Annotated in this window: 15 protein-coding genes; 5 read left to right on the top strand and 10 right to left on the bottom strand. The window is 39.6% G+C overall.

The features are described 5' to 3' along the window. Nucleotides 1-70: 70 nt before the first annotated feature. Nucleotides 71-2,422, bottom strand: coding sequence for an ABC transporter permease (locus BM015_RS10090; protein WP_143075818.1), 2,352 nt, complete (start codon nt 2,420-2,422; stop codon nt 71-73). Between the two features lie 11 nt (nt 2,423-2,433). After that, nucleotides 2,434-4,797: an ABC transporter permease gene (locus BM015_RS10085; RefSeq protein WP_090657919.1), complete on the bottom strand. Its 2,364-nt coding sequence runs from the start codon at nt 4,795-4,797 to the stop codon at nt 2,434-2,436. 275 nt (nt 4,798-5,072) lie between these two features. On the opposite strand from BM015_RS10085, the gene BM015_RS10080 reads away from it, so the two are divergent. After that, the gene (locus BM015_RS10080; protein ID WP_143075817.1) at nt 5,073-5,300 is read left to right on the top strand and encodes a hypothetical protein; all 228 of its coding nucleotides are present in this window, start codon (nt 5,073-5,075) and stop codon (nt 5,298-5,300) included. Further along, a complete protein-coding gene (locus BM015_RS10075) occupies nt 5,290-5,700 on the top strand; it encodes a putative toxin-antitoxin system toxin component, PIN family (protein WP_090657915.1) in 411 nt (136 codons plus the stop codon). Before BM015_RS10080 ends, BM015_RS10075 begins: the two co-directional genes overlap by 11 nt. Nucleotides 5,701-5,824: 124 nt before the next feature. Here the strand turns inward: BM015_RS10075 and BM015_RS10070 are convergent, their stop codons facing one another. From BM015_RS10070 to BM015_RS10045, 6 genes are all read right to left on the bottom strand, one after another. After that, on the bottom strand, nt 5,825-8,242 hold the full coding sequence (locus tag BM015_RS10070; protein WP_090657913.1) for an ABC transporter permease: 2,418 nt from the start codon (nt 8,240-8,242) through the stop codon (nt 5,825-5,827). A gap of 197 nt (nt 8,243-8,439) precedes the next feature. Next, a complete protein-coding gene (locus tag BM015_RS10065) occupies nt 8,440-10,974 on the bottom strand; it encodes an ABC transporter permease (protein ID WP_090657911.1) in 2,535 nt (844 codons plus the stop codon). Nucleotides 10,975-11,088: 114 nt separating this feature from the next. Beyond that, nucleotides 11,089-13,482, bottom strand: a complete 2,394-nt coding sequence (locus BM015_RS10060) for an ABC transporter permease (RefSeq protein WP_090657909.1) — start codon at nt 13,480-13,482, stop codon at nt 11,089-11,091. A 97-nt stretch (nt 13,483-13,579) separates the two neighbouring features. Next, complete coding sequence (locus tag BM015_RS10055) at nt 13,580-15,949, bottom strand: ABC transporter permease (RefSeq protein ID WP_090657907.1); 2,370 nt, start codon at nt 15,947-15,949, stop codon at nt 13,580-13,582. Between the two features lie 54 nt (nt 15,950-16,003). After that, nucleotides 16,004-18,352: an ABC transporter permease gene (locus tag BM015_RS10050; RefSeq protein ID WP_090657905.1), complete on the bottom strand. Its 2,349-nt coding sequence runs from the start codon at nt 18,350-18,352 to the stop codon at nt 16,004-16,006. 103 nt (nt 18,353-18,455) lie between these two features. Further along, nucleotides 18,456-19,133 (bottom strand): ABC transporter ATP-binding protein, encoded by a 678-nt coding sequence (locus BM015_RS10045; protein ID WP_090657903.1) that lies wholly within the window; start codon nt 19,131-19,133, stop codon nt 18,456-18,458. A gap of 99 nt (nt 19,134-19,232) precedes the next feature. Here BM015_RS10045 and BM015_RS10040 point away from each other — a divergent pair, with 99 nt between their 5' ends. Next, complete coding sequence (locus tag BM015_RS10040; RefSeq protein WP_090657901.1) at nt 19,233-19,589, top strand: four helix bundle protein; 357 nt, start codon at nt 19,233-19,235, stop codon at nt 19,587-19,589. A gap of 38 nt (nt 19,590-19,627) precedes the next feature. Here BM015_RS10040 and BM015_RS10035 read toward each other — a convergent pair whose 3' ends face one another. Both BM015_RS10035 and BM015_RS10030 read right to left on the bottom strand, forming a co-directional pair. Next, the gene (locus BM015_RS10035) at nt 19,628-20,887 is read right to left on the bottom strand and encodes an efflux RND transporter periplasmic adaptor subunit (RefSeq protein WP_090657899.1); all 1,260 of its coding nucleotides are present in this window, start codon (nt 20,885-20,887) and stop codon (nt 19,628-19,630) included. 16 nt (nt 20,888-20,903) lie between these two features. Further along, a complete protein-coding gene (locus BM015_RS10030; protein WP_090657897.1) occupies nt 20,904-21,092 on the bottom strand; it encodes a hypothetical protein in 189 nt (62 codons plus the stop codon). A gap of 271 nt (nt 21,093-21,363) precedes the next feature. Between BM015_RS10030 and BM015_RS10025 the strand changes: the two genes are divergently transcribed. Beyond that, nucleotides 21,364-22,725 (top strand): sigma-54-dependent transcriptional regulator, encoded by a 1,362-nt coding sequence (locus BM015_RS10025; protein ID WP_090657895.1) that lies wholly within the window; start codon nt 21,364-21,366, stop codon nt 22,723-22,725. Further along, entirely contained in the window at nt 22,715-24,058 is a 1,344-nt protein-coding gene (locus BM015_RS10020; protein WP_090657893.1) for a sensor histidine kinase, read from the top strand. Before BM015_RS10025 ends, BM015_RS10020 begins: the two co-directional genes overlap by 11 nt. The last annotated feature ends 19 nt before the right edge of the window (nt 24,059-24,077 follow it).

Genomic DNA, 24,077 nt, shown 5'->3' with positions numbered 1-24,077 from the left:
GTTGATTTGTGATGTTTGATTTTTTGATGTCTGATTTATGGTTGACCGTCAACTGCTGATGTTGGCTGCCTCATTCCGTTCTCAAACTTTTTACCGGGTTTGCCAGTGCAGCTTTTATTGCCTGGAAGCTTACTGTAAGCAATGCAAGAATAAGCGTGCCCATGCCGGCAAACAGAAAATACCACCATTTAATATCGGTTCTGTACGTAAAATCATTCAGCCAGTTTTTCATCAGCCACCATGTTACCGGTGTAGCAATTATTATGGCAATTCCAATCAGTGTGATAAATTCCGTTGAAAACAATTCCGCTATACTTACAGCGCTTGCACCAAGCACTTTTCTGATGCCTATTTCTTTTATTCTTGTTTCTGCCATATAGGAAGCAAGCCCTAATAATCCCAGGCAGGAAATAAAAATGGCGAGCCCTGAAAACAATGCTGCCAAAGCAGCCGTTTGTTGTTGATCCGTAAATTTTTGCTGGTATTCCTGGTCAACAAACTGGTAAGAAAACGGGTAGGCAGGATTATATTTCTTTAATATGGTTTCAGTTGTTTGAAGGCATTGCTGTATGTTTTTATCAGCATTGAAACGAAGTATCATATTCAACAGCCAATGCTTTGACGCAAATACCATCATAGGGCCAATATCGTTATAAGGCGATCCCACGATAAAATCTTTAAATACACCTGTAATAATATAAGTTTTATTGCCCTGCTTAATATGCTTTCCCACAGGGTTTTTTAAGCCCATTGCCTTTATCGCGGTTTCGTTTAGCAGCACCGCATTGCTATCGGAAGGGAACCGCACATAATCAATATCACGCCCCTCAACCAATGTTAAACCCAGTGTTTTTATAAAATCGTTTTCGGTACGCGCCAGCGAAAAATTAATATTGTTTTGTTGTGCTGTTGTATTCCCCCATTCAAAGCCGCTTGAATTTGAACCATCGATGGTAATGCCCCAACCCGTCCGGCTAACGGATTGTACAACACCGCTGTTAATCAATTCCGTTTTTATAACCTGATAATTTTTATCTATATCACCTTCAACAGGCACTTCTATTAAACGGTTAATGTTGTACCCTATATTCCTTTTTTGAACGTACTGTATTTGCCGGTAAACAATAATGGTTGATACAATAAGAATAATGGCTGTAGAAAACTGCGCCACCACCAATACTTTTCTTGGATTGAATGATCGCTTGCCGGCGCTTAAAGCGCTTTTTAAAATGTTTACCGGTTTAAATGCAGAAAGAAAAATAGCAGGATAAATGCCGGCAAGCATTCCTGTAAGAACTATGAAACAAAAGAGACTAACCCATAAAATAGGATCAAAAAAATTAAGGGTAAAATGTTTGCCTATAATATTGCTAAATGCAGGCAGTGTAAGCTTTACAATAATTATTGCGAAGAGGCCAGCAAAAAAAGAAAGCAAAATTGATTCAGATAAAAACTGCATCACAAGGCTTTGCCGGTTTGCGCCAATCACTTTTCTTACGCCCACTTCTTTTGCACGTTTCTGGCTGCGGGCAGTGCTTAAGTTTATAAAATTGATACAGGCAATAAGTAAAATAATGAGGCCGATAAAAACCACCAGCCGCACTTCTTCAATTTTACCGCCAACGGGCACACCGTTTTCAAACCTTGAATACAGGTGCATTTGAGACATAGGATAAACAAAGAGCGATGTTTTTGCATCCGGTACAAATTTCTTTACAAAACTTTCCAGCTTTTTATTAAAACTATTAACTGCGGTGCCGGGCTGCAATTGCACATAACTGTAATAGCTATAAGAATTCCAGGTGTTTGAATAAAGCTCTGCTTTGGTTAAAGGAATAAGATAAGTGAAATTAAAATCGGTATTAGCCGGCAGGTCTTTTATAACACCCGTTACTTTATAAGGTTCTTTATCATCTACTGTAATAATTTTATTTAACGGGTCTTCCGCCCCAAAAATCTTTTTAGCGAGGCTTGCCGTAAGCACTATGTTATTTCCATCATTAAGCAAATTATTCCTGCTGCCTTCAACCAAAGGAAAATCAAACATGGAAAGAAATGGCGCATCTACATCGTTGCCCGAAGATTTGATGCGCTTATCGCCATAAGTAAATAATCTTTCTATCGGCCAGTACATGCGGGCTGCATTCTTTACTTCAGGATAATTTTGTTTTAAAGCGGCTGCTGCTGGGCCTGCCGTTACGTCCCAAACATTAATATTATTATTATCGGCATATTTATTATACAGCTTGTATAAATCGTTGCTATTGCTATAAAACCTGTCATAATTCAATTCATTCTGCACCCAGGCCCATATTAATAATACAGCAGCCATGCCAATGGTAAGGCCAATAATATTTACAGCCGAAAAACTTTTATTTTTTAAAAGATTACGCCACGCAATTTTTAAATAGGGTTTAAACATGATTTTATTTTTTATTCCGTTCTCAAACTTTTTACCGGGTTTGCCAGTGCAGCTTTTATTGCCTGGAAGCTTACTGTAAACAATGTTATTACAACCGTTATAGCAGCTGCAAAAGCAAACACCTGCCACGATATTGTTGTTCTATATACATAACCATTCAGCCATGCATTCATGCTCCACCAAACTACCGGCACTGCAAGTACAAAGGCAATGATGTTCAGCACAACAAATTCGCCGGTAAGCAATTTCCATAAACCTGTAACCGATGCGCCCAGCACTTTGCGGATGCCTATTTCTTTTATGCGCTGTTCGGCCATGAATGAAGCCAGCGCATATAAACCAAGGCAGGATATAGTTATCGCCAGCACAGCAAACACCGTAGCAAGCGTTGCCGTTGTTTCAACAGCATGAAACTGTTTGGCATAATCATCATCAACAAAACTGTATGCAAATGGCACTGCAGGGCTATATTGTTTAAAAACCTTCTCCACTTTTTGCAATGCCTGTTGTGCACTTATTGAAGGAGAAAGCTTCACCGTTATATAGCTCATCGGCTGCTGCGCAAGAAAGAAAGCAGTAGGAACAACTGAAGAAAACGGGGAGCCCATTATGGCATCATCAATTACGCCGAGTATAGTAAAAGTATTGCCCCGGAAATCGAGTTGCTTTCCAACGGCGTCGTGAATGTTCATATAATCCAGCGCTTTTTTATTCAATATAACACCCGATGAATCTGTAATAAAACTGCGTGAAAAATTGCGGCCTTTTATAAAACGCCATTGTACCGTATTGGCAAAATCTTCTGTAACCGATACAGTCCCGAAAACTGGCTGCACATTAGGGTCTAATCCATCCCATGAATATCCGCCTGCTGATAATTTTAACTGGTTTACAGGCGCTGAAGATGCTGCAACATTAACATCAGCGCCTGACTGCAATAGGTCATTTCTGAAAGCATTATAATGCGTTTGCAATTCAGGTGTTTTAATTGCAATATTTATTAAACCATTTGCTGAATAACCCAAAGGCCTGTTCCTGGCATAATTCAACTGCTTTAAAACAATTAGCGTTGAGGTTATTAAAAAGATGGAAGTAAAGAATTGCACGATTACCAATGCTTTTCGTGAAACTGCTGCAGCTTTTCCGGCCTGGAAGCCACCTTTCAATACTTTAACAGGCTTGAAAGAAGAAAGATAAAATGCAGGATATAAACCCGCAGCAATACCTGTGGCTAACACAAATAAAATGCTGGCAGTGCAGAAATAAATATTATTGAATGGTATTGTAATATCAGCGCTGATAAGTGTATTGAACCAGGGCAAACTAACCTGTACTAAAACCAGGCTTATAATAAATGCAATAATTGTTGTAATAACTGATTCGCCAATAAAGCGGAGTACCAGTTGTTTTCTTGGCGAACCAATTGTTTTTAAAATGCTTATTTCCTTTGCCCGCTTGCTGCTGCGTGCTGTGGAAAGATTCATAAAATTGATGCATGCCAGCAGTAACACAAAAAATCCTATCAGCCCAAACATCCATACATACTGAACCTGGCCGCCTGTATTTGCACCATTTGTAAAGGTTGAATACAGATGCCATTTTTCCATTGGGTGAAGCAATAACACAGGTTTTATATCTGTAAGATGTTCGCTCATTAAACCAGCTATTTTTTGCGATACATCATCGTTATGAATACCATTATTCAGCTGCACATATAAATTATACCAGCAAACATTCCAGGCATTATTTTTCTCATCATTCTTTGGCATGAAATAATTCCATGACCCGATATATTGCAGATTGGCAAAAGAAGAGTTTGAAGAAAAATCATTATAAATACCTGTTATTTTCAGGTTATCCTTATTATCTATTTTAATAATTTTTCCAACAGCATCTTTATTGCCAAACAAAGCTTTTGCAAGCGAAGCGCTGATGATAATTGATGACGGATCATCCAGTGTTTTTACGGAACCTTTCATGGCCGGAAAGCCAAGCATATCAATAAACCCCGGCTGGGCAAAAATGCCATTGGCGCTGAGTTTCACATCACTGATTGCAAGAATATGATCTTCTGTTTTTGAAGTAAGCACCACCTGCTTAAAGTCTGAACCAAACCTGTTCTTCAGTTCGGCAGCCAATGGTATTGAACATCCTGCATCTGTGCTTACTTCACCACTGAAAGTGCCGGTAAGCATAACCTGCGAAATGCTTTTATAGTTAGAAAAGTTTTTGTTGAACGACAATTCGCGCCATATCCATAAGCTTATAATAACGGTTACAGCCATTCCCAATGCGAGCCCTGCAATATTGATAAAAGTTATGGCCTTGTTGCGGGCCATGCTGCGGCGGATGATTTTGAAATAATTTTTAAACATAAAAGAAGATTTCTGATGTCTGATTTACGGTTGACTGTTGACTGTTGACCGTTGACTGTTGACCGATTCATTCTGTTCTCAAACTCTTCACCGGGTTTGCCAAAGCTGCTTTTAAGGCCTGGGAACTGATTGTTGCCAATGCAATTATAACAGCAGCGGTATTCTTATTTTTCCACAAACAGCGCCGGGTGGTTTTCACTAAGTGTTGTGCAGGGAAATAGTTTCTAAACATAACAAGTAGTTTGTAAATTTGAATGGAAGTAAAATTTATCAAAATGGAAAGAATAGTGCTTGAAGTGGATGATGCTGCAGCCAGAAAATGGCGGAAATCTTCCACTGAAATTAAAAAGCGGCTTGAAAAAAGTTTTGAGAAACAAATAGAAATTGTTTCTCAAATTGATAAAGAAGCGTGGTTTGAAGAACTTTTGACTAAAGCAAGGGCAGAAGCTGCCAGGAACGGGCTTACAGAAGAAATTCTTCAACAATTGCTGAATGAGAAATAGTTTTTTTGTTATTGATACAAATACACTGATAAGTGCATTTCTTTCACAACAGTCAAAACCGGTGCTTGCGTATGAAAGGGTGAAACAGATAGGAAAGGTATCAGCAAGCATTGAAACGTATAATGAATTTTGTGACACATTTATCAGAGATAAATTCGATAAATATATTTCCCTGGAAACAAGATTAGACATTTTAGAAGGATACGGGGAAATTGCTGTTTTTTCTGAAATATCTGAAACTATTACTGCCTGCCGCGACCCGGAAGACAATAAATTTCTTGAGCTTGCCATAGCAATAAACGCATCTTGCATCATTACCGGCGATAAAGACCTGCTTGAGCTTAACCCTTTTCGCGGGATACCCATTTTAAATGCTGCGGATTTTTTGAATGTGTTTTGATACATGGAAAGTTATTTTTTATCATGCTACAAGTTGAAGGCTTTTAACTTCGCATTATTTATTTTATTGTTCTCATTATTTATCACTAATTACAGATTATTTATTTCTTTATCATTCACCCTCATCATTCTGTTCTCAAGCTTTTCACCGGGTTTGCCAAAGCTGCTTTTACCGCTTGTGTGCAAACCGTAACCAGCGCCACACATATTGCCATCAAACCGGGTATTAAAAACATCCACCATTTAATATCAATTCTATAAGCAAAATCCTGCAGCCATTTATGCATGGCAAACCAGGCAACCGGCATGGCTATTACAGTTGCTATTAACACCAGTTGCATAAAACTTTTACCCAGCATCATGGTTACCGAACCAACAGATGCGCCCAGCACTTTTCTTATGCCAATTTCTTTTATGCGCTGTGACACCGTAAACATTACAAGGCCCGTTAAACCCAGGCAGGCTATTATAAAAGCAAGCATGGTAAATACAAATGAAAGTTGTTCCTGCTTTTGTTCCGCAGCATATTGTTTAGCAAAAGCTTCATCAAGAAAATTAAAATCGGTGGTATTCTGGCTGTCGAATTTGGTGTATGTTTTTTTGAGATAACCGAGGCCTTCCGCAATTTTACCTTTTGCAATTTTTACATAAAGATTATCCTGTTCATTTGCTGCCGGCGGCAGCATTAATACCATCGGTTCTATTTTGTGCTGCAATGATGAAAAATGAAAGTCTTTTACAACGCCTATAATATTTCGATGGCTCATATCTGCAAACTGGTTTACCCGGAATTCAGATTTTTTTCCAATAGCATTTGTATAACCCAGTTGCTTCATTAATGTTTCATTAATAAGCATGGCGCCGTATTGATCGGTCTGCATATCTTTTGAAAAATTACGGCCCTGTAATAATTGAATGTTCATTGTTTTCAAAAAATCATCATCCACATATAATTGCTTTGCCATGGTGGATGATGATTGCATCGCGCCATTCTTTTCAAATGCAAAATCGTGGCCACCGAGATAGTTATCGCCAATAGCATTTCCGGCAACTGCCACATCTTCAATAAACGGGCTTTGAAGTAATGCATTTTTTAAAGCAGGAATTTCGTTGCGCACTTTCATATCATCAATATGAAAGGTTAATACCTGCGCTTTATTAAAGCCAAGGTCTTTATTATTTACATACTGCATTTGCTTATAAATAATAAAAGAACCGCTTATAAGAAATACCGCTATTACAAATTGAAATACTACAAGCGATTTACGCAGCAGCGCACTTGTTTGCATATTGCCTAACTGGCCTTTTAAAGATGGGATAGTTTTAAAGTGAGAGAGAAATAATGCCGGGTAACTGCCGCTGATAAAACCGGCGATTAATGCAAATGCCCCCACAAAAGCAATGGTATAAAATGTGCCAAAGCGCCACAGGTCCAACTGTTTTCCCGATACCTGGTTGAAGAAAGGCATGCTTGCCTCAACAATAAAGACTGCAATAAAAGCAGCAATAAATGTTACAAGCAAAGCTTCTGCAATAAACAAACCGACCAGGTTGCCGCGGGATGAGCCGATAACTTTTCTTATCCCTATTTCTTTTACACGGGTTGATGAACGCGCCGTAGAAAGGTTCATATAATTGATGAGGGCAATCAGCAGTATCAAAAAACCGATGGCTATAAAAATATATATGCGGGTTATGCTGCTGTTGCTGCCAAACTCATATTGAAGGTTAGAGTGCAGGTGAATAGAAGTTAATGGCTGCAGTTCCATGCGATAATCCTTAATACCCATTTCTTTGGCAATCGTCTGCATGCCAAAAGCATTCAGCTTTTTTTCAAACGCATTTACATCAACGCCTTTCTTTAAAAGAATATAATCATACATGTAAAGGTTTTGCCAGGTGTTCTGATCGTTTGGAATAGCATACATAGAGCGGGCGCCGCTGAACTGCAGGTGTGAATTCTGCGGAACATCTTTTATAACACCCGTAATTTTTACAGGCCCGCTATCGTCGAAATAGATAGTTTGATTATAGGCTCCGGATACATCCCCAAATATTTTTTTGGCGAGGCTTTCTGTTATAACTGTTGAATTAGGCTGAGACAAAGCAGAAGCTGCATTGCCATATAAAAATGTATAATCGAATATTTTAAAGAAGCTGTTATCGGCAAAGAAAATATCGTTTTGTTTAAGAGCTTCTTTATTAAATTTTATAACGCCGCCGCCTTCAGCATCTATGCGTACAACCTGTTCAACCTCCGGAAATTTTTCTGCCAGGGCAGGGGCAAGTGGCGGCGGGTTTAAAGCAAGGTTCATGCTGCCGCCTTCCCAATTGGCATGTTGTGCTATGCGGTAAATACGGTCAGCATTGGTAAACGGGTGGTCGTAACTCAGTTCATCACCCACGTATAAAGCAATTAGCCAAAAAGTGGCAAGGCCAATAGCAATACCTGTAATATTGATGAATGAATAAACCTTGTTGCGGGCAAGGTTTCGCCAGGCAGTCCTTACGAAGTGTCGCACAGGGAAATAATGCTGTAGCATGATGTTGGGATTTGCTGATTACTGTCCGGTATGAAATTTCCCAAACAGTCTTATTCAGCTTTCAACAGCTGTGCCAAGGGATAAAGAATTAATTTTCAATCAGTTGAAATACAATTCGGCATAAAAACTGTGCGATACCGTACGGTTGCAATCTTATGAGCGGACAGTAAAACGGCCCCGGAACCTTCACGCCCGGTTCATTCATTCCGTAAACTCTTCACAGGGTTTGCCACCGCCGCCTTTATTGATTGAAAGCTTACCGTAAACGTTGCAATGAGTAATGAGATAAGAAAGGCTGCTATAAAATAAACGGGGCTTAAGTTTATCCTGTAGGCAAAGCCTTGCAGCCACGACGTCATAGCCAGGTAGCCAAGTGGTGCAGCCACCAAAAATGCAATGCCTATCAGCCATAAAAATTCTATTGAAAACATATAAACAATCTTTTTGGCAGAAGCGCCCAGCACTTTACGTATGCTTATTTCTTTTTGCCGCTGTACAGCCAGGAAACCAATCAATCCATACAAACCCATGCAGCCGATAATAATGGAAAGCACAACAAAAATCTTAAATCCTTTGTACATTATATCTTCCAATACATAGAACGCCTTTTTATGCATATATTCATCAAGCGGCATTGATTTATAGATATTGTCAGGATAAACCGCTTCCCAGGCTTTCTGAATGAAATCATTTGTTGCAGCATCATTTATCCTGTTCATTCTTATACCTGCTGTGCTAACCCAGTTAGTGCCATAAAACAACACGCAGGGAGCGACTTCATTTTGCAAAGCAGCATTATTAAAATCTTTCGTAACTCCAACAATGGTTGCCACATCCCTGTCATTAATAATTATATTTTTACCTATAGCTTTTTCAGGCGAAGCAAACCCTAATGCTGTAACAGCTTTATTATTGATTAAAATATTATAGCGGGCAGCACTGTCGCTTAAGGTTACCTTATCATTCTCCCACAAATCCCTGCCTGCCAGCAATTGAATTTTATATGTTTTAAGATAATTGTTATCTGTAAATTTTCTTTCCATAGTAATATTATCTGCCGCAGGCGCTTCCGGCAAGCGTATATTTCCAAAGCCGTTACCGGCAGATGTTGGCGGGCCCGAACTAAACGACACGTCACGCACGTTAGCGTTACGCACAATTGTTTGCCTGAAAAGTTCCAGCTTCTGTTCATCATTGCCAGGCATTTCAACGTTTAATACGCCTGTTTTGTCGTAACCCAAATCCTTACTGTAAAAATATTTTATTTGCGATGCAACTACTATAGTGCCGATGATGAGTAATTGCGTTACCACAAACTGCGTTACCACCAATACTTTGCGCAGGGAGAACCTGCTTTTAAAACTTGTATATTTTGCTTGTATGCCGCCCTTTAATGCTTTCGCCGGTTCATAGCCCGATAAAACTTTTGCAGGATAATATCCCGCAAAAAATGTAATAATCAAACCAAGTATAGCAAGAAATAAAATAATGCTGAAATCAATATGCAAACCAAGATCAACAATAAACAAAAGGTATTGGTTGAACTGCTGCAGGAACCAATTGGCCAGCAGCACGGCAAAAGCTGATGCCATTAATACAAGCACAAAAGTTTCAATCATAAACTGCAGCCTGAGCTGGTATTTCCTGCTGCCCAGCGTTTTTCTTATACCAACCTCCTTTGCACGTTTTAAAGATTGCACGGTTGCCAGGTTAATGAAATTAATACACGCTGTAAGCAATACAATTATGCCCATTGTTATAAATGCTATAATTAAAACAGACGGTGTGGCATAATAAGTGCCGCCATACATTTCATCTGTATGCACTTTTGTTAATAGCTGCGGATGCCAGGTTATACGCTTTGCATATTCACCCGGCAGGTGTTTATTTTTGAAACCAATAAGCGCTTTATCAAATTGTTGCGGGGTATAATTTTCAGGCAGCGTTACAAACACGTAATGTTCAGAATAGGTGTCGATCCAATTCTGCATGGTGGCAGCATTATTCCTTTCAAAATCTTTAAATGGCAGTAGCATATTGCAGGCAATGTTGCTGTTACGCGGCATATCTTTCAGCACGCCAGAAATACGGTAAGGCTTTTTATTGATGATGATGGTTTTACCAATAACCCTGTTATATGCATCCGCATATTCTTTTCCGAAAAATTTATCAGCAAGCCTTTTTGTAAGCACTACTTCATCCGGGGATTTTAAAATATTATCCTTATTGCCTGCGAGCAATTGAAAATCGAAGGTTTTGAAGAAATATTCGTCGGCATACGTTATTTCCTGCTCATCAAATAATTTACGTGTATCGTTTGCAGATGGAATCTGAATTACGCCATAGTTGCGTACATATACCTGTGTAACATTTTCCAGTTGCGGAAAATCGATACGCAGCGCTTTTGCAACAGGAAAGCTTACATAACCACCATGTTCAATATTATTACCGGTTTTATCATCAAATACAATCCTGTACGTGCGGCTGGCTTTGGAATGAAAATTATCGAATGTCTTTTCATTCTTTATAAATACATATACAACAATACAACAGGCTATGCTTACTGTAAGCCCTGTAATATTTATCAGCGTGTTTACTTTATTGCGCCGCAGGTTGCGAACGGTGGTTTTAATATAATTACTAAGCATGGAAAATATATTTGGTGTTTTTCTATGTTTTTTATTATCCCGGATAACAGCCAGTAATCTTGCCATCAGCAATATCCATAACATAGGTTAGCTTTAAATCTTTCAATACCTTCAGTTCACTGGTTGTGCAATCCTTATAATCTGCTCTGCGAGGCGTTTTCGCCTTGCAATTTTATTCTATCATCTCCGACGATCCTATCATTCTGTCCGCAGGCTCTTCACCGGGTTAGCCATCGCCGCTTTTATGGCCTGGAAACTTACCGTTATTAATGCTATCATTATTACAAGCAACGCGGCGCCTGCAAACAACCACCAGCTTTGTGTAATACGGTAAGGATAATTCTGCAGCCATTTATCACCGGCCATATATGCCGCAGGAACAGCAACAATTAATGCAATGGCTACCAGCTTTAAAAAATCTTTTGAAAGAATGGCAGCTACGTTATTTACAGATGCGCCCAATACTTTTCTTATACCAATTTCTTTTGTACGTTTTTCGGCCGACAATACGCTTAATCCAAATAAACCAATGCAGGAAATAAATATGGTAAGGAATGCGCTGAATAACATTATCTGTTTCCATTTGGCAACATCATCGTAGGCACGCTTGTTATCATCATCTTTAAATTTATAGGTATATGGGCTTAGCGGGTAAAATTCTTTAAACTTACTGCGTAACCATTTTAAGCTTGCTGTTGCCGAACCGGGTTTAATCTTTACATAATAATCGCCGTACATATTATCATTCTTCATAGTAAACAGTTGCGGCCCTATTTTTTGATTAAGCGAGGCAAAATGATAATCTTTTACCACGCCAATTACTGTATAAGTTTCATTGTTGTTGTACCAGAAGTTTACGGTTTGCCCGATAGGCGTTTTCCATCCGGCTTTCTTTACAAAAGATTCATTTACGATAACAGATTGGGTGGAATCTGCCGGAAAATCTTTAGAAAAATTACGGCCCTGCAACAATGGAATTTTTAATAAAGGAATGTAATGCTCATCCACCGTTTCATAAGCAAATTGAATGGTAGTATCAATAGCGTTTCTTGCAGCCGTTCCCCATTGCCCGCCGTTTTTTGCGCTAACGCCAAGTATGTTTGAATTTTTCAGCAACTCATTTTTAAACAAAGCCGCATCCGTATGTTTAAGCCTGTCTTTATGCAGTATTACAAGGTTGCTGTCATCATAACCCAAATCTTCCGTAGTTAAATAATTAAACTGCGTATAAATAGTAAATGTGGCAATAATGAGGAACGACGCCAGCGTAAACTGCAACACAACAAGCGACTTTTGTAAATAGTTTTTGCCTTTAATATTAAAGCGGCTATATAAAGTATCCACCGGTTTATAACCCGATAAAACCAGGGCAGGGTAAAAGCCCGCTAAAATGCCTGTAAGCAAATAAAGAATTATATAACCGCCTACCAGTTTTGCATCAAGCAAATAGCTGATGGCAAGCGCTTTGTTAGCAAGATTATTGAATAATGGCAATACCAATATTACCAGCCAGATGGCCATTAAAAAGGAAATGGTGCACAACAAAAATGATTCACCCAGGAACTGCAGAATGAGTTGCTTTCTTTCGCCGCCCACCACTTTTCTTATACCAATTTCTTTTGCGCGCTTTACTGAACGCGCTACCGTAAGATTAATGAAATTGATGCATGCAATCAATAACACAAATAAGGCAATACCTGAAAGAATATAAGCGTATGTTGGGTTGCTGCCGTTAACCATTCCATTCTGCGCGCCCAGTTCAGGGTTCATGTGTATATCAATATAGGGCTGCAAAAAATATTCGCCCATGGTGCCGCCACCGCCATATTTTTCTGTCATTTCCTTAAAAGTCTGGCCGGCATCGCGAACGTAAAACTTTTGTATTTCCGTATTTACTGTATTAAGATTGGCACTGGGTTGCAGCACCACAAATGTGTTCAAAAAGAAGTTATACCAGTTGTCATTGTTCCTTGCATCGTCCGCCGATTCTTTAAAAGGCAATAACGCTTCAAAGCGAATGGATGAATTTTGCGGGCTGCGCCTGGCAACGGCAGTTACTTTATACGGCTGAAAAGCGCTGTCTTCCTTAATCATTATTACTTTGCCAACGGCATCTGTTGTGCCAAATTGTTTCTTCGCCATATCCTCACTTATTACAATGGAACGCGGCTCTTTTAAACAGGTTTGCGGGTTGCCGGCAATTAACGGAAACGTAAATACATTAAAGAAGCTTGAATCAACATACAGCAGGTCCTGCGATTGCACATCGGTGCCGGTTTTTATATCTTCAGCCCCGCTTTGCACACGCACAAACGTTTTTATGCCAGGCACATTTTGTGTAAAGCGCGAGCCTTGCAAAAAGCCCGTATTGGTGCTTTTATATTCCTGGCCGTTATACTTGTTTTTTGATACGATGCGATAAATATTACCAACATTATTATGAAACCTGTCAAAGCTTACTTCATCTTTTACATACAATAAAATAAGCATGGCGCAGGCCAGGCCAATGCTTAAACCAGCAATGTTGATAAAAGCATAAATTTTATTGCGCTTTAAGTTGCGCCATGCAATCGTGAGATAGTTTTTAAACATAAAGGCAGTTTTAAATTGTAAATCAAAAATCAAAAGTCAAGGCGGGACGACTATTTTGAATTTTAATTTTACGGGAAGCTATACGCTTCTTTTTTTACTACTCTGTACGCAGCGATTTTGATGGATTTGCAATTGCTGCTTTTATTGCCTGGTAGCTTACCGTGAGCAATGCAATGGCAACCGATAATAAACCTGCTGCAATAAATACCCACCATTCAATGCCAATTTTATAGGTGTAATTGCTCAGCCATTCATACATGGCCCACCATGCAACCGGTGTGGCTATAACAATAGAAATAATTACCAGCTTCAAAAAATCTTTGGATAATAAAGTGGTGATGCTTGCTACAGATGCGCCTAATACCTTGCGCACGCCAATTTCTTTTATACGGTTTTCTGCCATGTAAGTAGCCAGCCCGAATAAGCCCAGGCATGAAATGAAAATGGTTAATGCAGCAAATAAAGCCGCCAATGTACCAATACGTTTTTCTTCCTGGAATTTTAAAGCATATCCTTCATCGGCAAAGTTGAATGTTGCAGGATATTGCGGGTTATATTTTTTAAATACACCTTCTGCAAGCTTTAGGTTTTTCTCTGTTGAATTAGCAGGGTTCAATTTAAAATGAATGATATTAAACCACGATTTAGGGCCCATCACAATTAACTGGTTTACCTTTTCATAAGGCGATTCATAAATAAAATCTTTCATAACGCCTACCACATGCCAGTCAACGCCCTGGCCTTTAATTACAGCGCCTACCGGATGTTTTAAGCGCATTATTTTAACCGCAGATTCATTAAGCAATGCGGCAGTGGAATCAGTGGCATATTTATATACATCTATATCCCTGCCTTCCACCAATTTAATGCCCATCGTTTTTGCAAAATCTGCATCGGCGGCCATCATCACAAAATCTGTTTTATCATCTGCGCCTGTAGAGCCATCCCATTCCCAGCCCCAGCTATCGCTCCAGCGCTGTGTGATGGGGCTCATAGATTTTGTAACGGCTACAGCGGCGCCGCTGCCCAGCAAATCATTTCTTATTAAATCATAATGCCTGTTCACATCGCCCTGTATGTAAGTGTACACCAGTTTATCACGCACATAACCTGCATCGCGTGCTTGCGCATAATTAATCTGCCTGCCAACAATAATGGTGCATATTATTAATGCTATGGCAAAAGTGAACTGCAAAACAACCAATACTTTTCTTGGCGTTACCAATGCATGGCTTGCTTTGAAAGTGCCTTTTAATACACTTACCGGTTTGAATGAAGAAAGATAAAATGCAGGGTAGCTGCCTGCCAGTACGCCGGTAAATACAACAAAGCCGATGGCAAACAACCAGAAAGAAGGATTACCAAAATCGATGTAAAGTTTTTTATCAACCAGGTGGTTGAAGCCTGGTAAACTTATTTCAACAATTATAATTGCTAACAGGAAGGCAAGAAAAGCAAGCAATATGCTTTCGCCGATGAACTGGCTTACCAGCGATGATTTATACGCGCCAGCCACCTTGCGTATGCCTACTTCTTTTGCACGCTTTTCACTGCGCGCCGTGCTTAAATTCATAAAGTTGATGCAGGCAATTAAAAGAATGAATGCAGCAATTATGAAGAAGAGTTTTACGGTTTCAATGCGGCCGCCAACATACTGGCCGTTTACTGATTTGGAATATAGCCAGCGGTCCCTGAACAATTGCGTAAACACCTGCGTGGTAGAAGGGTCTTCGCCATTTTTAGTATGATCGATGGTTACATTTTTTATCTTCCTGTCAAAGTCAGCCTGCTTTACGTTGGGCTTAAGCAGCACATAACTTCTTACGGAATTATTGCCCCAGTATTCATCATCCCATCCAATTTTTTTCATGTAAGACCAGGGCAATAAATATTCAAAACCAAAAATTGTATTATTCGGCAGGCTTTTTAAAACACCGGTTACGGTAAAATAATCAGCGCTGTCAATTTTAATAACCTTGCCCAAAGCATCATCGTTGCCAAATAGTTTTTTGGAAAGATCTTCTGTAATAACAATGCTGTTTATTTTATCCAAAGCCGTATTAGGATTGCCTTTTATAAAAGGAAAATCAAATACACGGAAGAAACCCGAATCGCTAAAGCCGCCGGCTACATTCAAATGTTTTTCGCCCACCGTAAACAAAAAAGTAGCATCGTTATAACGCACCGCTTCTTCCACATCTGGAAATTCATGTTTTATAGTAGGCGCTAAAATTTTCGGGGTTGAGTTCCATGCCCATAATTCGCCATTAAATTTATCGCGGTTATTAAGGGTATAAATCCTGTCTGATTTTGCATAGAATTTATCATGGCTCATTTCATTTTGTATCCATAATAAAATGAGGATGGCGCTGGCCATGCCCACTGCAAGCCCGGCAATATTGATAAATGAAAAGCCTTTATTTTTCCAAAGGTTCCTGAATGCGATTTTAAAAAAGTTGTTTAGCATTTTTAGTCGTTTCTGATTTTTTGATGCCAGGATTACCGTTGACCGTTGACCGGTTTATTCCGTTCTCAAACTCTTTACAGGGTTAGTTATTGCAGCTTTTATTGTATTTAAGCTCACCACAATTAAGGTTAATATTAGCATAGCAACTCCTACAACAGCAAAAAGCCACAGGTGTATAGTAATGCGATAATTATAATTATGCAGCCAGTTGTTCATTAGCCAATAGGTAAGTGGTGCGGCAATTATAAAAGCAATTACAACAAGCTTTAAAAACTCTTTTGAAATAAGAACCAGCAATTGCTGAACGCTTGCCCCAAGCACTTTGCGTACGCCTATTTCGCGGAAACGTTTTTCTATGGTAAACGAGGCCAGCCCTGCAAGGCCAAGACAGCAAATAAAAATTGCCAGTACAGAAAAAATATTCGTGAGCTTTCCGATTAATTCTTCAGTTATAAATTTCTTTTGAAACTCCTGGTCCACAAACTGGTATTCAAAAGGTACTGACGGGTTATATTTTTTGAACACTACTTCTAACAATGTAATTGCCTTTTGTGCAGGCACGCCGCTTTTTATACGCATTGTAGCCATGCCGGAGCTGCTTCCATCATAAACCATTAGCATTGGATACGCCGGTTCAAACGGTGATGTCATAATTACGTTATCAGTTACGCCAATTACCGTATAGGTTTTGCCATAGCGCATTTGCATGCCAACCGGGTTTTTCAGCTTCATTGCATCTACTGCCGCTTTGTTCAACATCATAGAGGTTGAATCGGAGGGAGTGCCCGTAAAATCGTGCCCCTGCAATAATTTTACATTCATCGTTTTTGCAAAATCTACATCAGTGGCTAATCCACCCATAATAATATTTGTATTTGCAGGTTTCCCATCATAGTCCGGCGCTCCTGTATTCCACCAAACTTCAGTAATTGGCGATGATGTTCTCGTAACGCTGCTAATAATGCCCGATGCAAGTAACTGTTGTTTTATAACAGTAAAGTTTTTATCAACATCGGGTGTGGACGGAATCATTACAAGGCCGTTGGGATTATAACCCATATCGCGGTCTTTTGTATGTTGTATTTGCTGGTAAACAATAATGGTTGCAGATATGAGCAATATAGAAATTACAAACTGGGAGACAACGAGTATATGCCTTGGCAAGATTGTTTTTTTACCGGAAATAATTGTTCCTTTTAAAACTTTTACAGGATTGAATGAAGAAAGATACAATGCAGGATAATTGCCGGCAACAAATGCCGTAAGCAAAACAATACTAAAAGCCGTTATCCAGAATGAAGGCTGCATTATATTTAAAGAAAGATGTTTATCAACCATTAAGTTGAATGATGGCAGCAATAAAACAACGGCAATAATTGCAAGAACAAAGGCAATCAGTGTTAAAATAAATGACTCGCAGTAAAATTGGGAAATTAATTGTTTCCTGTTTGAGCCCAGGGTTTTCCTTATGCCAACTTCCTTTGCACGCTTTTCGCTTCTTGCAGTAGAGAGGTTCATGAAATTAATACAGGCAATCAATAGAATAATAACAGCAATAATAGAAAACAACCGAACATACTCAATCATGCCGCCCGTGTTTTTGCCGTTTTCAAAATCGCTGTATAAATGCCAGCGGCTCATGGGAAAAACAAAGTAGCTGCTGATTTCATCATGACCATGCGACCTTTTTATTTTAGTGATGTCCTTGTTCAATAAAGCCGTATCGGCGCCAGGTACTGCCTGTATAAATACATTCCATGAAGAATTTACCCATTCATTCATAGAAGCTTTCGTGCCGGGGTCGTTATAATTGAAAGGCATTATCCAGTCGAACTGGAAAGTAGAATTATCAGGAGCTTGCTTAACTACTGCAGCCACTTTAACCGACTGGCTATTATCAATGGTAAGCAGTTTATTAATAGGATCAGCGTCTCCGAAAAATGCCTTTGCGGCATCTTCAGTAAGTATAATAGAGTTGGGGTCTTTTAAGGCTGCAGCATTGCCTTTTACAAAGTGCCATGAAAAAATATCAAAAAAATGATCGCTTACATAGTAACCCTCTTTCTTTATTTTATTGTTGTTATATGCAAGCAGGTTTTGCTGACGGTGTGTAGTGACTACAGCATGTTTTATCTGCGACAGGTTTTTTTCAAGTGCATCAGCAAGCGGCAGCGCCATGTTTCTGTCAGTAAAAACCTGGTTATTAAAATCACGGTTGGCAATTACCTGGTAAATATTATTATAGTTCTTTTGAAACTTATCGTATGTAAGTTCATTCTGCACCCACAATAAAATAAGTATAGTGCAGGTAATACCAATGGTAAGCCCAAGGATATTAATAACCGTAAAACCTTTGCTGCGCCATAAATTGCGCCAGGCTATTTTAAAATAGTTTCTGAACATGGCAATTAATTTCTGATATGATGATGGCTGATATAAACACAAGCTTTCTGCAACCAGAAACAGCCTTCAGTAAGACATATTGCTGATAGCTGACTGCTGAAGGCTATATCAATATATTCTCCGTAACCGTTTGTCCGTCCAGCATGCGGATGATGCGGTGGCTGTAACGTGCATCGTGCTCGCTGTGCGTAACCATTACGATGGTAGTGCCTTGCTCATTTAATTCCGTAAGCAGTTGCATTACTTCGTTACCATTATTAGAATCGAGATTACCGGTAGGTTCATCTGCCAATATTAATTTGGGATGGTTTACAACAGCCCTTGCTACGGCCACACGCTGCTGCTGGCCACCCGATAATTGCTGCGGATAGTGGTTGCGGCGGTGCATGATCTGTACTTTATCCAGCACTTCTTCCACACGTTTTTTTCTTTCTGCAGTTTTAACGCCGGTATAAATCAATGGCAATTCAACGTTTTCAAATACGGTTAATTCGTCAATCAAATTAAAGCTCTGGAATACGAAGCCGATGTTGTGCTTGCGCAGGTCGGCGCGTTTGCGTTCATTAAAATGTGCCACTTCAATCTGGTTAAATAAAAAGCTGCCGGCATCAGGATCATCGAGCAGGCCAAGAATGTTAAGCAGCGTAGATTTTCCGCAGCCGGACGGGCCCATTACGGCAACAAATTCTCCATCCTTTACTTCGAAGGATAATTTATTCAGCGCAACGGTTTCTACTTCTTCGGTGCGATAAACTTTTTCGAGATCTGAAATCTTTATCATGTTTGGTTGTTTTTTATTTGGTGTCAGGTTTCAGGCATGAGGTTTCAGCCAGCTTCTGACTTTGGTTGTATAATATACAAATAATTAACTTACGTCATTATGAGAGATTTCCAGGAACTTAATATTTGGCAAAGAAGTCATCAACTCACTCTTACAGTTTATACAATCACGGCTTCTTTTCCGCAACAGGAAATTTATACACTTACCTCACAAATGCGCCGATCTTCATCTTCTATTCCAACTAATATAGCAGAAGGATGCGGCAAAAGTTCAAACGCTGAAATGAAGCGATATTTATTCATTGCAGCAGGTTCGTGTTCAGAGTTAGAATATCAATTCATCCTGTCGAAAGATTTAAACTATATTCCTGAAAATCTATTCAAAGAACTTCAGCAAGAGATTATTACTATCAGAAAAATGATCTATGCCTTTATTGAAAGAATGTCGTCTACCTGAAACCCCATACCTGAAACCCCATACCTCGCAGCCCCAAGCTATTTCCCCTTCAGCACCAGCTCCTGCATATCTGTGCCATAATTCTCATAGCTTGATGTAACCACTTTGTCGCCGGGCTGTAAACCGCTTAACACTTCATAATAGTCTGTGTTTTTATTGCCTAACTGAATGTCCACGCGGTAAGCCCTGCTGCCATCCTCACTCACTTTAAATATCCAGTTGCCGCCGGTTTGCTGGTAGAAGCCGCCTTGTGGCAGCAGTATTGCTGTGCGTTCATCGCTTAATGCCAGTAATATCTGCAGGGTCTGGCCGCGGCGAATGCCCTTTGGCACTTTGCCCACAAATTCCATATCCACCTGGAAGCGGCCATTCGTTACCTGTGTATAAACTTTCTTTATTTCAAGCACATAATTGCTGTCAGCAAAAGTGAAGGTGCCGCGCAGGCCGGTATAAATCCTCGAAATATAATGTTCGTCCACATCCACACGCACTTTATAACCGCCCATTACATCTATTTGCCCCAAACGTTCGCCCTTGTTTTTATTCTGGCCCACTTCTGCATCGAGAGATGTTAACTGACCATCAACCGGGGCACGCACAATTAAATCGCCCACCTTTTTTTGCATTATTTCCAAAGCTTCCTGCGAGCCCTGGTAAGATTGCCTGTCTTGTTTTGCCTGTTGCTGCCTGTAAGCAGAATCCTGCTGTAATATCTGTTCGGAAAGCCTTTTCTTTTGCAGGTAATAATTATAATCATTTTCCGATTTCTTATATTCCTGGTAGCCTATTGCTTTTTTAGCATACAGGTCTTTATTCAGGTTATAAATGCGTTCGGCTTCTTTAAACTGGCTTTCCACATCAGCCATGGCCGTTTGTTTGCCCACTGTATTTTGGAGAGCCGCATTATTGTTAATCTGCATTTGGGTTAAGGTATTATACACCTGGTTTTGCTGGGTCATCATGTTCATCATCAAATCGGTGTTGGATAAACGCAGAATAGGTTCGCCTTTCTTCATCATGGCGCCGTCGTCCACATATTTCTCTTCAACGCGGCCGCCTTCAACTGCGTCCAAATAAATAGTTGTTTGTGGCAGCACCACGCCATTAACCGGTATATTTTCCTGAAACTTGCCTTTAGTAACCTCGCTTATAGTAATGCGTTCTGTGTCAACATTTAATTTATTGCCGCCGCTGGTAAAATAAATGCTGCCTGCAATTAATAGTACAATGGCTGCAATTCCCGCAATGGTGAGAATTCTCTTCGTTGTCCATTTTTTCTTTTGTATAACTCTGTCCACTTTAAAAATTATTTTATTACATTAATCTTACGGTTATTGCATTAAGCACTTCAGCCTTTATTTTTTTTGAATTGCAACAAGGCTCATCGTTTTTCACGGTATTATTTTTAGCCGGGTGCGCCAGCACAATGGCAGTTATTAAAACCACATTCAGCAACAATAGCCACCTGAACATAAACCAATAATTTTCTTTTTTAGGTTGCATAAAAAATCTTTGTGCCAATAGCAAAGAAAGCGAAGTGCCAATTTTAAAATCCCGTTGAAAAACAACACCTTACACCAAACTGTTTTAAAGCTGTTGTTCGCTTGTGACACAAAAACTGTCCGGTTTTGATACAGGCAAAAAATCGCTAAAAATCAGTCAGTAGTTAAAAACCAATATTTTAGCGTTGTGGTATGCCAAATGTTTTAAATGCCGCAGTAAAATAAATTTTTACAGTCCCTACTTTAATTAATTTAAAAATTGCACCAGGAAAATGAGCTTGAAAAATACATCTATACTTGTAATTGACGATGACCCGGATGTTTTAATTGCGGTGAGGCTATTATTAAAAACAGAAGTGAAAAAGGTGGTAACAGAAAAGAACCCTGAAAACCTTCCGGCCCTTTTAAGAGAAAACACTTTCGACCTCGTATTGCTCGACATGAATTTTAAGTCATCCATTAACACCGGCAATGAAGGCATTTATTGGCTTAAAAGAATTAAGGAACTGAACAAAGAAGTTTGCGTTATCATGATAACAGCTTACGGAGATATAGACCTTGCGGTTCGTTCATTAAAAGAAGGCGCTTCAGATTTTATTTTAAAACCCTGGCATAATGAAAAGCTGATATCAAACATTTCAGACATCATTAAAAAAACCAAACGCGCCGCGGGTGAAGCCGCTAATAAAGAAGGCGCAGAAAGTTTAATTGGCACAGAACTGCTCGCTGAAAGCGAGGCCATGAAGAATATTTTTTTCAAGATTGAAAAAATAGCGCCCACCGATGCCAATATTTTAATTTTGGGAGAGAACGGTACCGGTAAAGATTTAACGGCAAAAGCTATTCATCAAAAATCGTTAAGGGCCAAACAGCCATTTATAAAAGTGGATGTGGGCGCCTTAACCGAAACCTTATTTGAAAGCGAATTGTTCGGTCACAAAAAAGGTGCTTTTACCGATGCGCGGGAAGACCGTATTGGCCGCATTGAAGCAGCCAACGGCGGCACATTGTTTTTGGATGAAATAGGCAACATAAGCTTGCAGCAGCAGGCTAAACTGCTAACCGTTTTGCAAAACAGGCAGGTTACCCGTTTGGGAACAAACCAGCCCATTCCTGTAGATATAAGGCTGATATGTGCTACCAATGTTCCGCTGCAGGAATTGGCAAATGAAAACCGTTTCAGGAAAGATTTGATCTATCGCATCAACACCGTTGAAATAACATTGCCACCTTTGCGCCAGCGCAAAGAAGATATTATTTTACTGGCCAAACATTTTGCCAAACAATATGCAGCCAAATACAGGAAAGCTGCCATTGAATTAGATAAATCAGCGCTGGAAAAACTAATGAAGTATCCTTTCCCCGGCAATGTGCGCGAACTTCAATATACCATGGAACGCGCTATAATTATGAGCGATGGCGAAGTGCTTACAGAAAGAGACCTGCTTTTCTCACCCATAGAAAGCGCCATAACGCAAACACCGGAGCATGATGATAATAAATTAAGCACCATAGAAAAAAATACAATTCTGCATGTTATTGAAAAACATAATGGCAATATTACAAAGGCAGCTAAAGAATTGGGTTTAACAAGAACAGCATTATACAGGAGGCTAAGTAAATATGATATATAACAGACCGGGATTAAGGTTAATCATCCGCATTTCGCTGCTTTCAGCATTCATATTTGCAGCCTGTTACCTGCTGTTGCAGTCACAATTTTTGTTTGGCTTTATTGTGCTGCTGGGTGCGGCTTACGTATCTTATGGGTTGTATGAATTCTTGAAAAAATCGCAGATTGAAGTACAGCAGTTTGTGGAGGGCGTTCAGTACAGGGATTTTTCAAGGCATTTTGATGTAAAGCATGCGCCTGCTGAGGTGCAGAACCTGCGGCAGGGTTTTAATGATATTAATTCAGCATTCAAGCTCATCAGCCATGAGCGGGAAACGCAATATCAATATTTACAAAAGATACTGGAACTGGTGGATACAGGCATCCTCTCTTATGAAATAGAAACAGGTAACGTAATGTGGATGAATGAATCGCTGAAAAAACTTTTAAAGATCCCTTATTTAAAAACTATCCAATCCCTGGACAAGCGCGACGCGGTTTTGTGTGCACAGGTGGTGGATCTTAAACCCGGGGATAGTGCTATTACCGATATTCATATTGACAGGAACGCGCTTAAAATACTTGTTTCGGCAACTGCTTTTCAAACCAATAATAAAAGGTATAAGCTCATTGCATTTCAAAATGTGAATGAAGCGCTGGATGAAACAGAAAGCAAAGCCTGGCAAAAATTATTGCGTGTAATGACGCATGAAATAATGAACTCTGTTGCGCCCATTTCATCGCTGGCCGATACATTAAAAAACAGGCTGCAACATTCAAGTGAATTAATAGATGATGAAACGGGCACACTTGAAGATCTTTCACTTGGCATGGAAACCATTAAACGCAGGAGCGAAGGTTTATTGAAGTTTGCGCAAACCTACCGTAACCTGAACATGATAACGGCGCCCAATTTGCAAAAGTTTTATGTGAAGGATTTATTTAAAACGCAACATCGTTTAATGCAGCCAACATTGCAGCAAAAGAATATTGACCTTGAAATAATTTTAAAAGACCCGGAACTGCAGGTAGAGGCAGATATTAACTTAATTGAACAGGTGCTCATTAATCTTTTACTGAATGCTATGGAAGCGGTGAAAGAAACACCGGAACCAAAAATTATTCTTACCGCAAGCCGTGGCGATCATAACCGCGTTGCGGTAAAAGTTATTGATAACGGCAGCGGTATTGAAGACGAAGTGCTCGATAAGATTTTCATTCCTTTCTTCAGCACCAAAAAAAGCGGCAGCGGCATTGGCTTAAGTTTATGCAAGCAGATAATGATGCTGCACAAAGGCAATATTCATGTGAATAGTGTAAAAGATGAAGGCACTGCGTTTATACTGCAGTTTTAAAGAACCTGGCAGGTTGTTA

This window comes from Parafilimonas terrae (genome assembly GCF_900115755.1).
Taxonomy (GTDB): Bacteria; Bacteroidota; Bacteroidia; order Chitinophagales; family Chitinophagaceae; genus Parafilimonas; species Parafilimonas terrae.
Note: the sequence above shows the minus strand (reverse complement) of the source record. Positions and strands in the feature narration are given on the sequence as shown.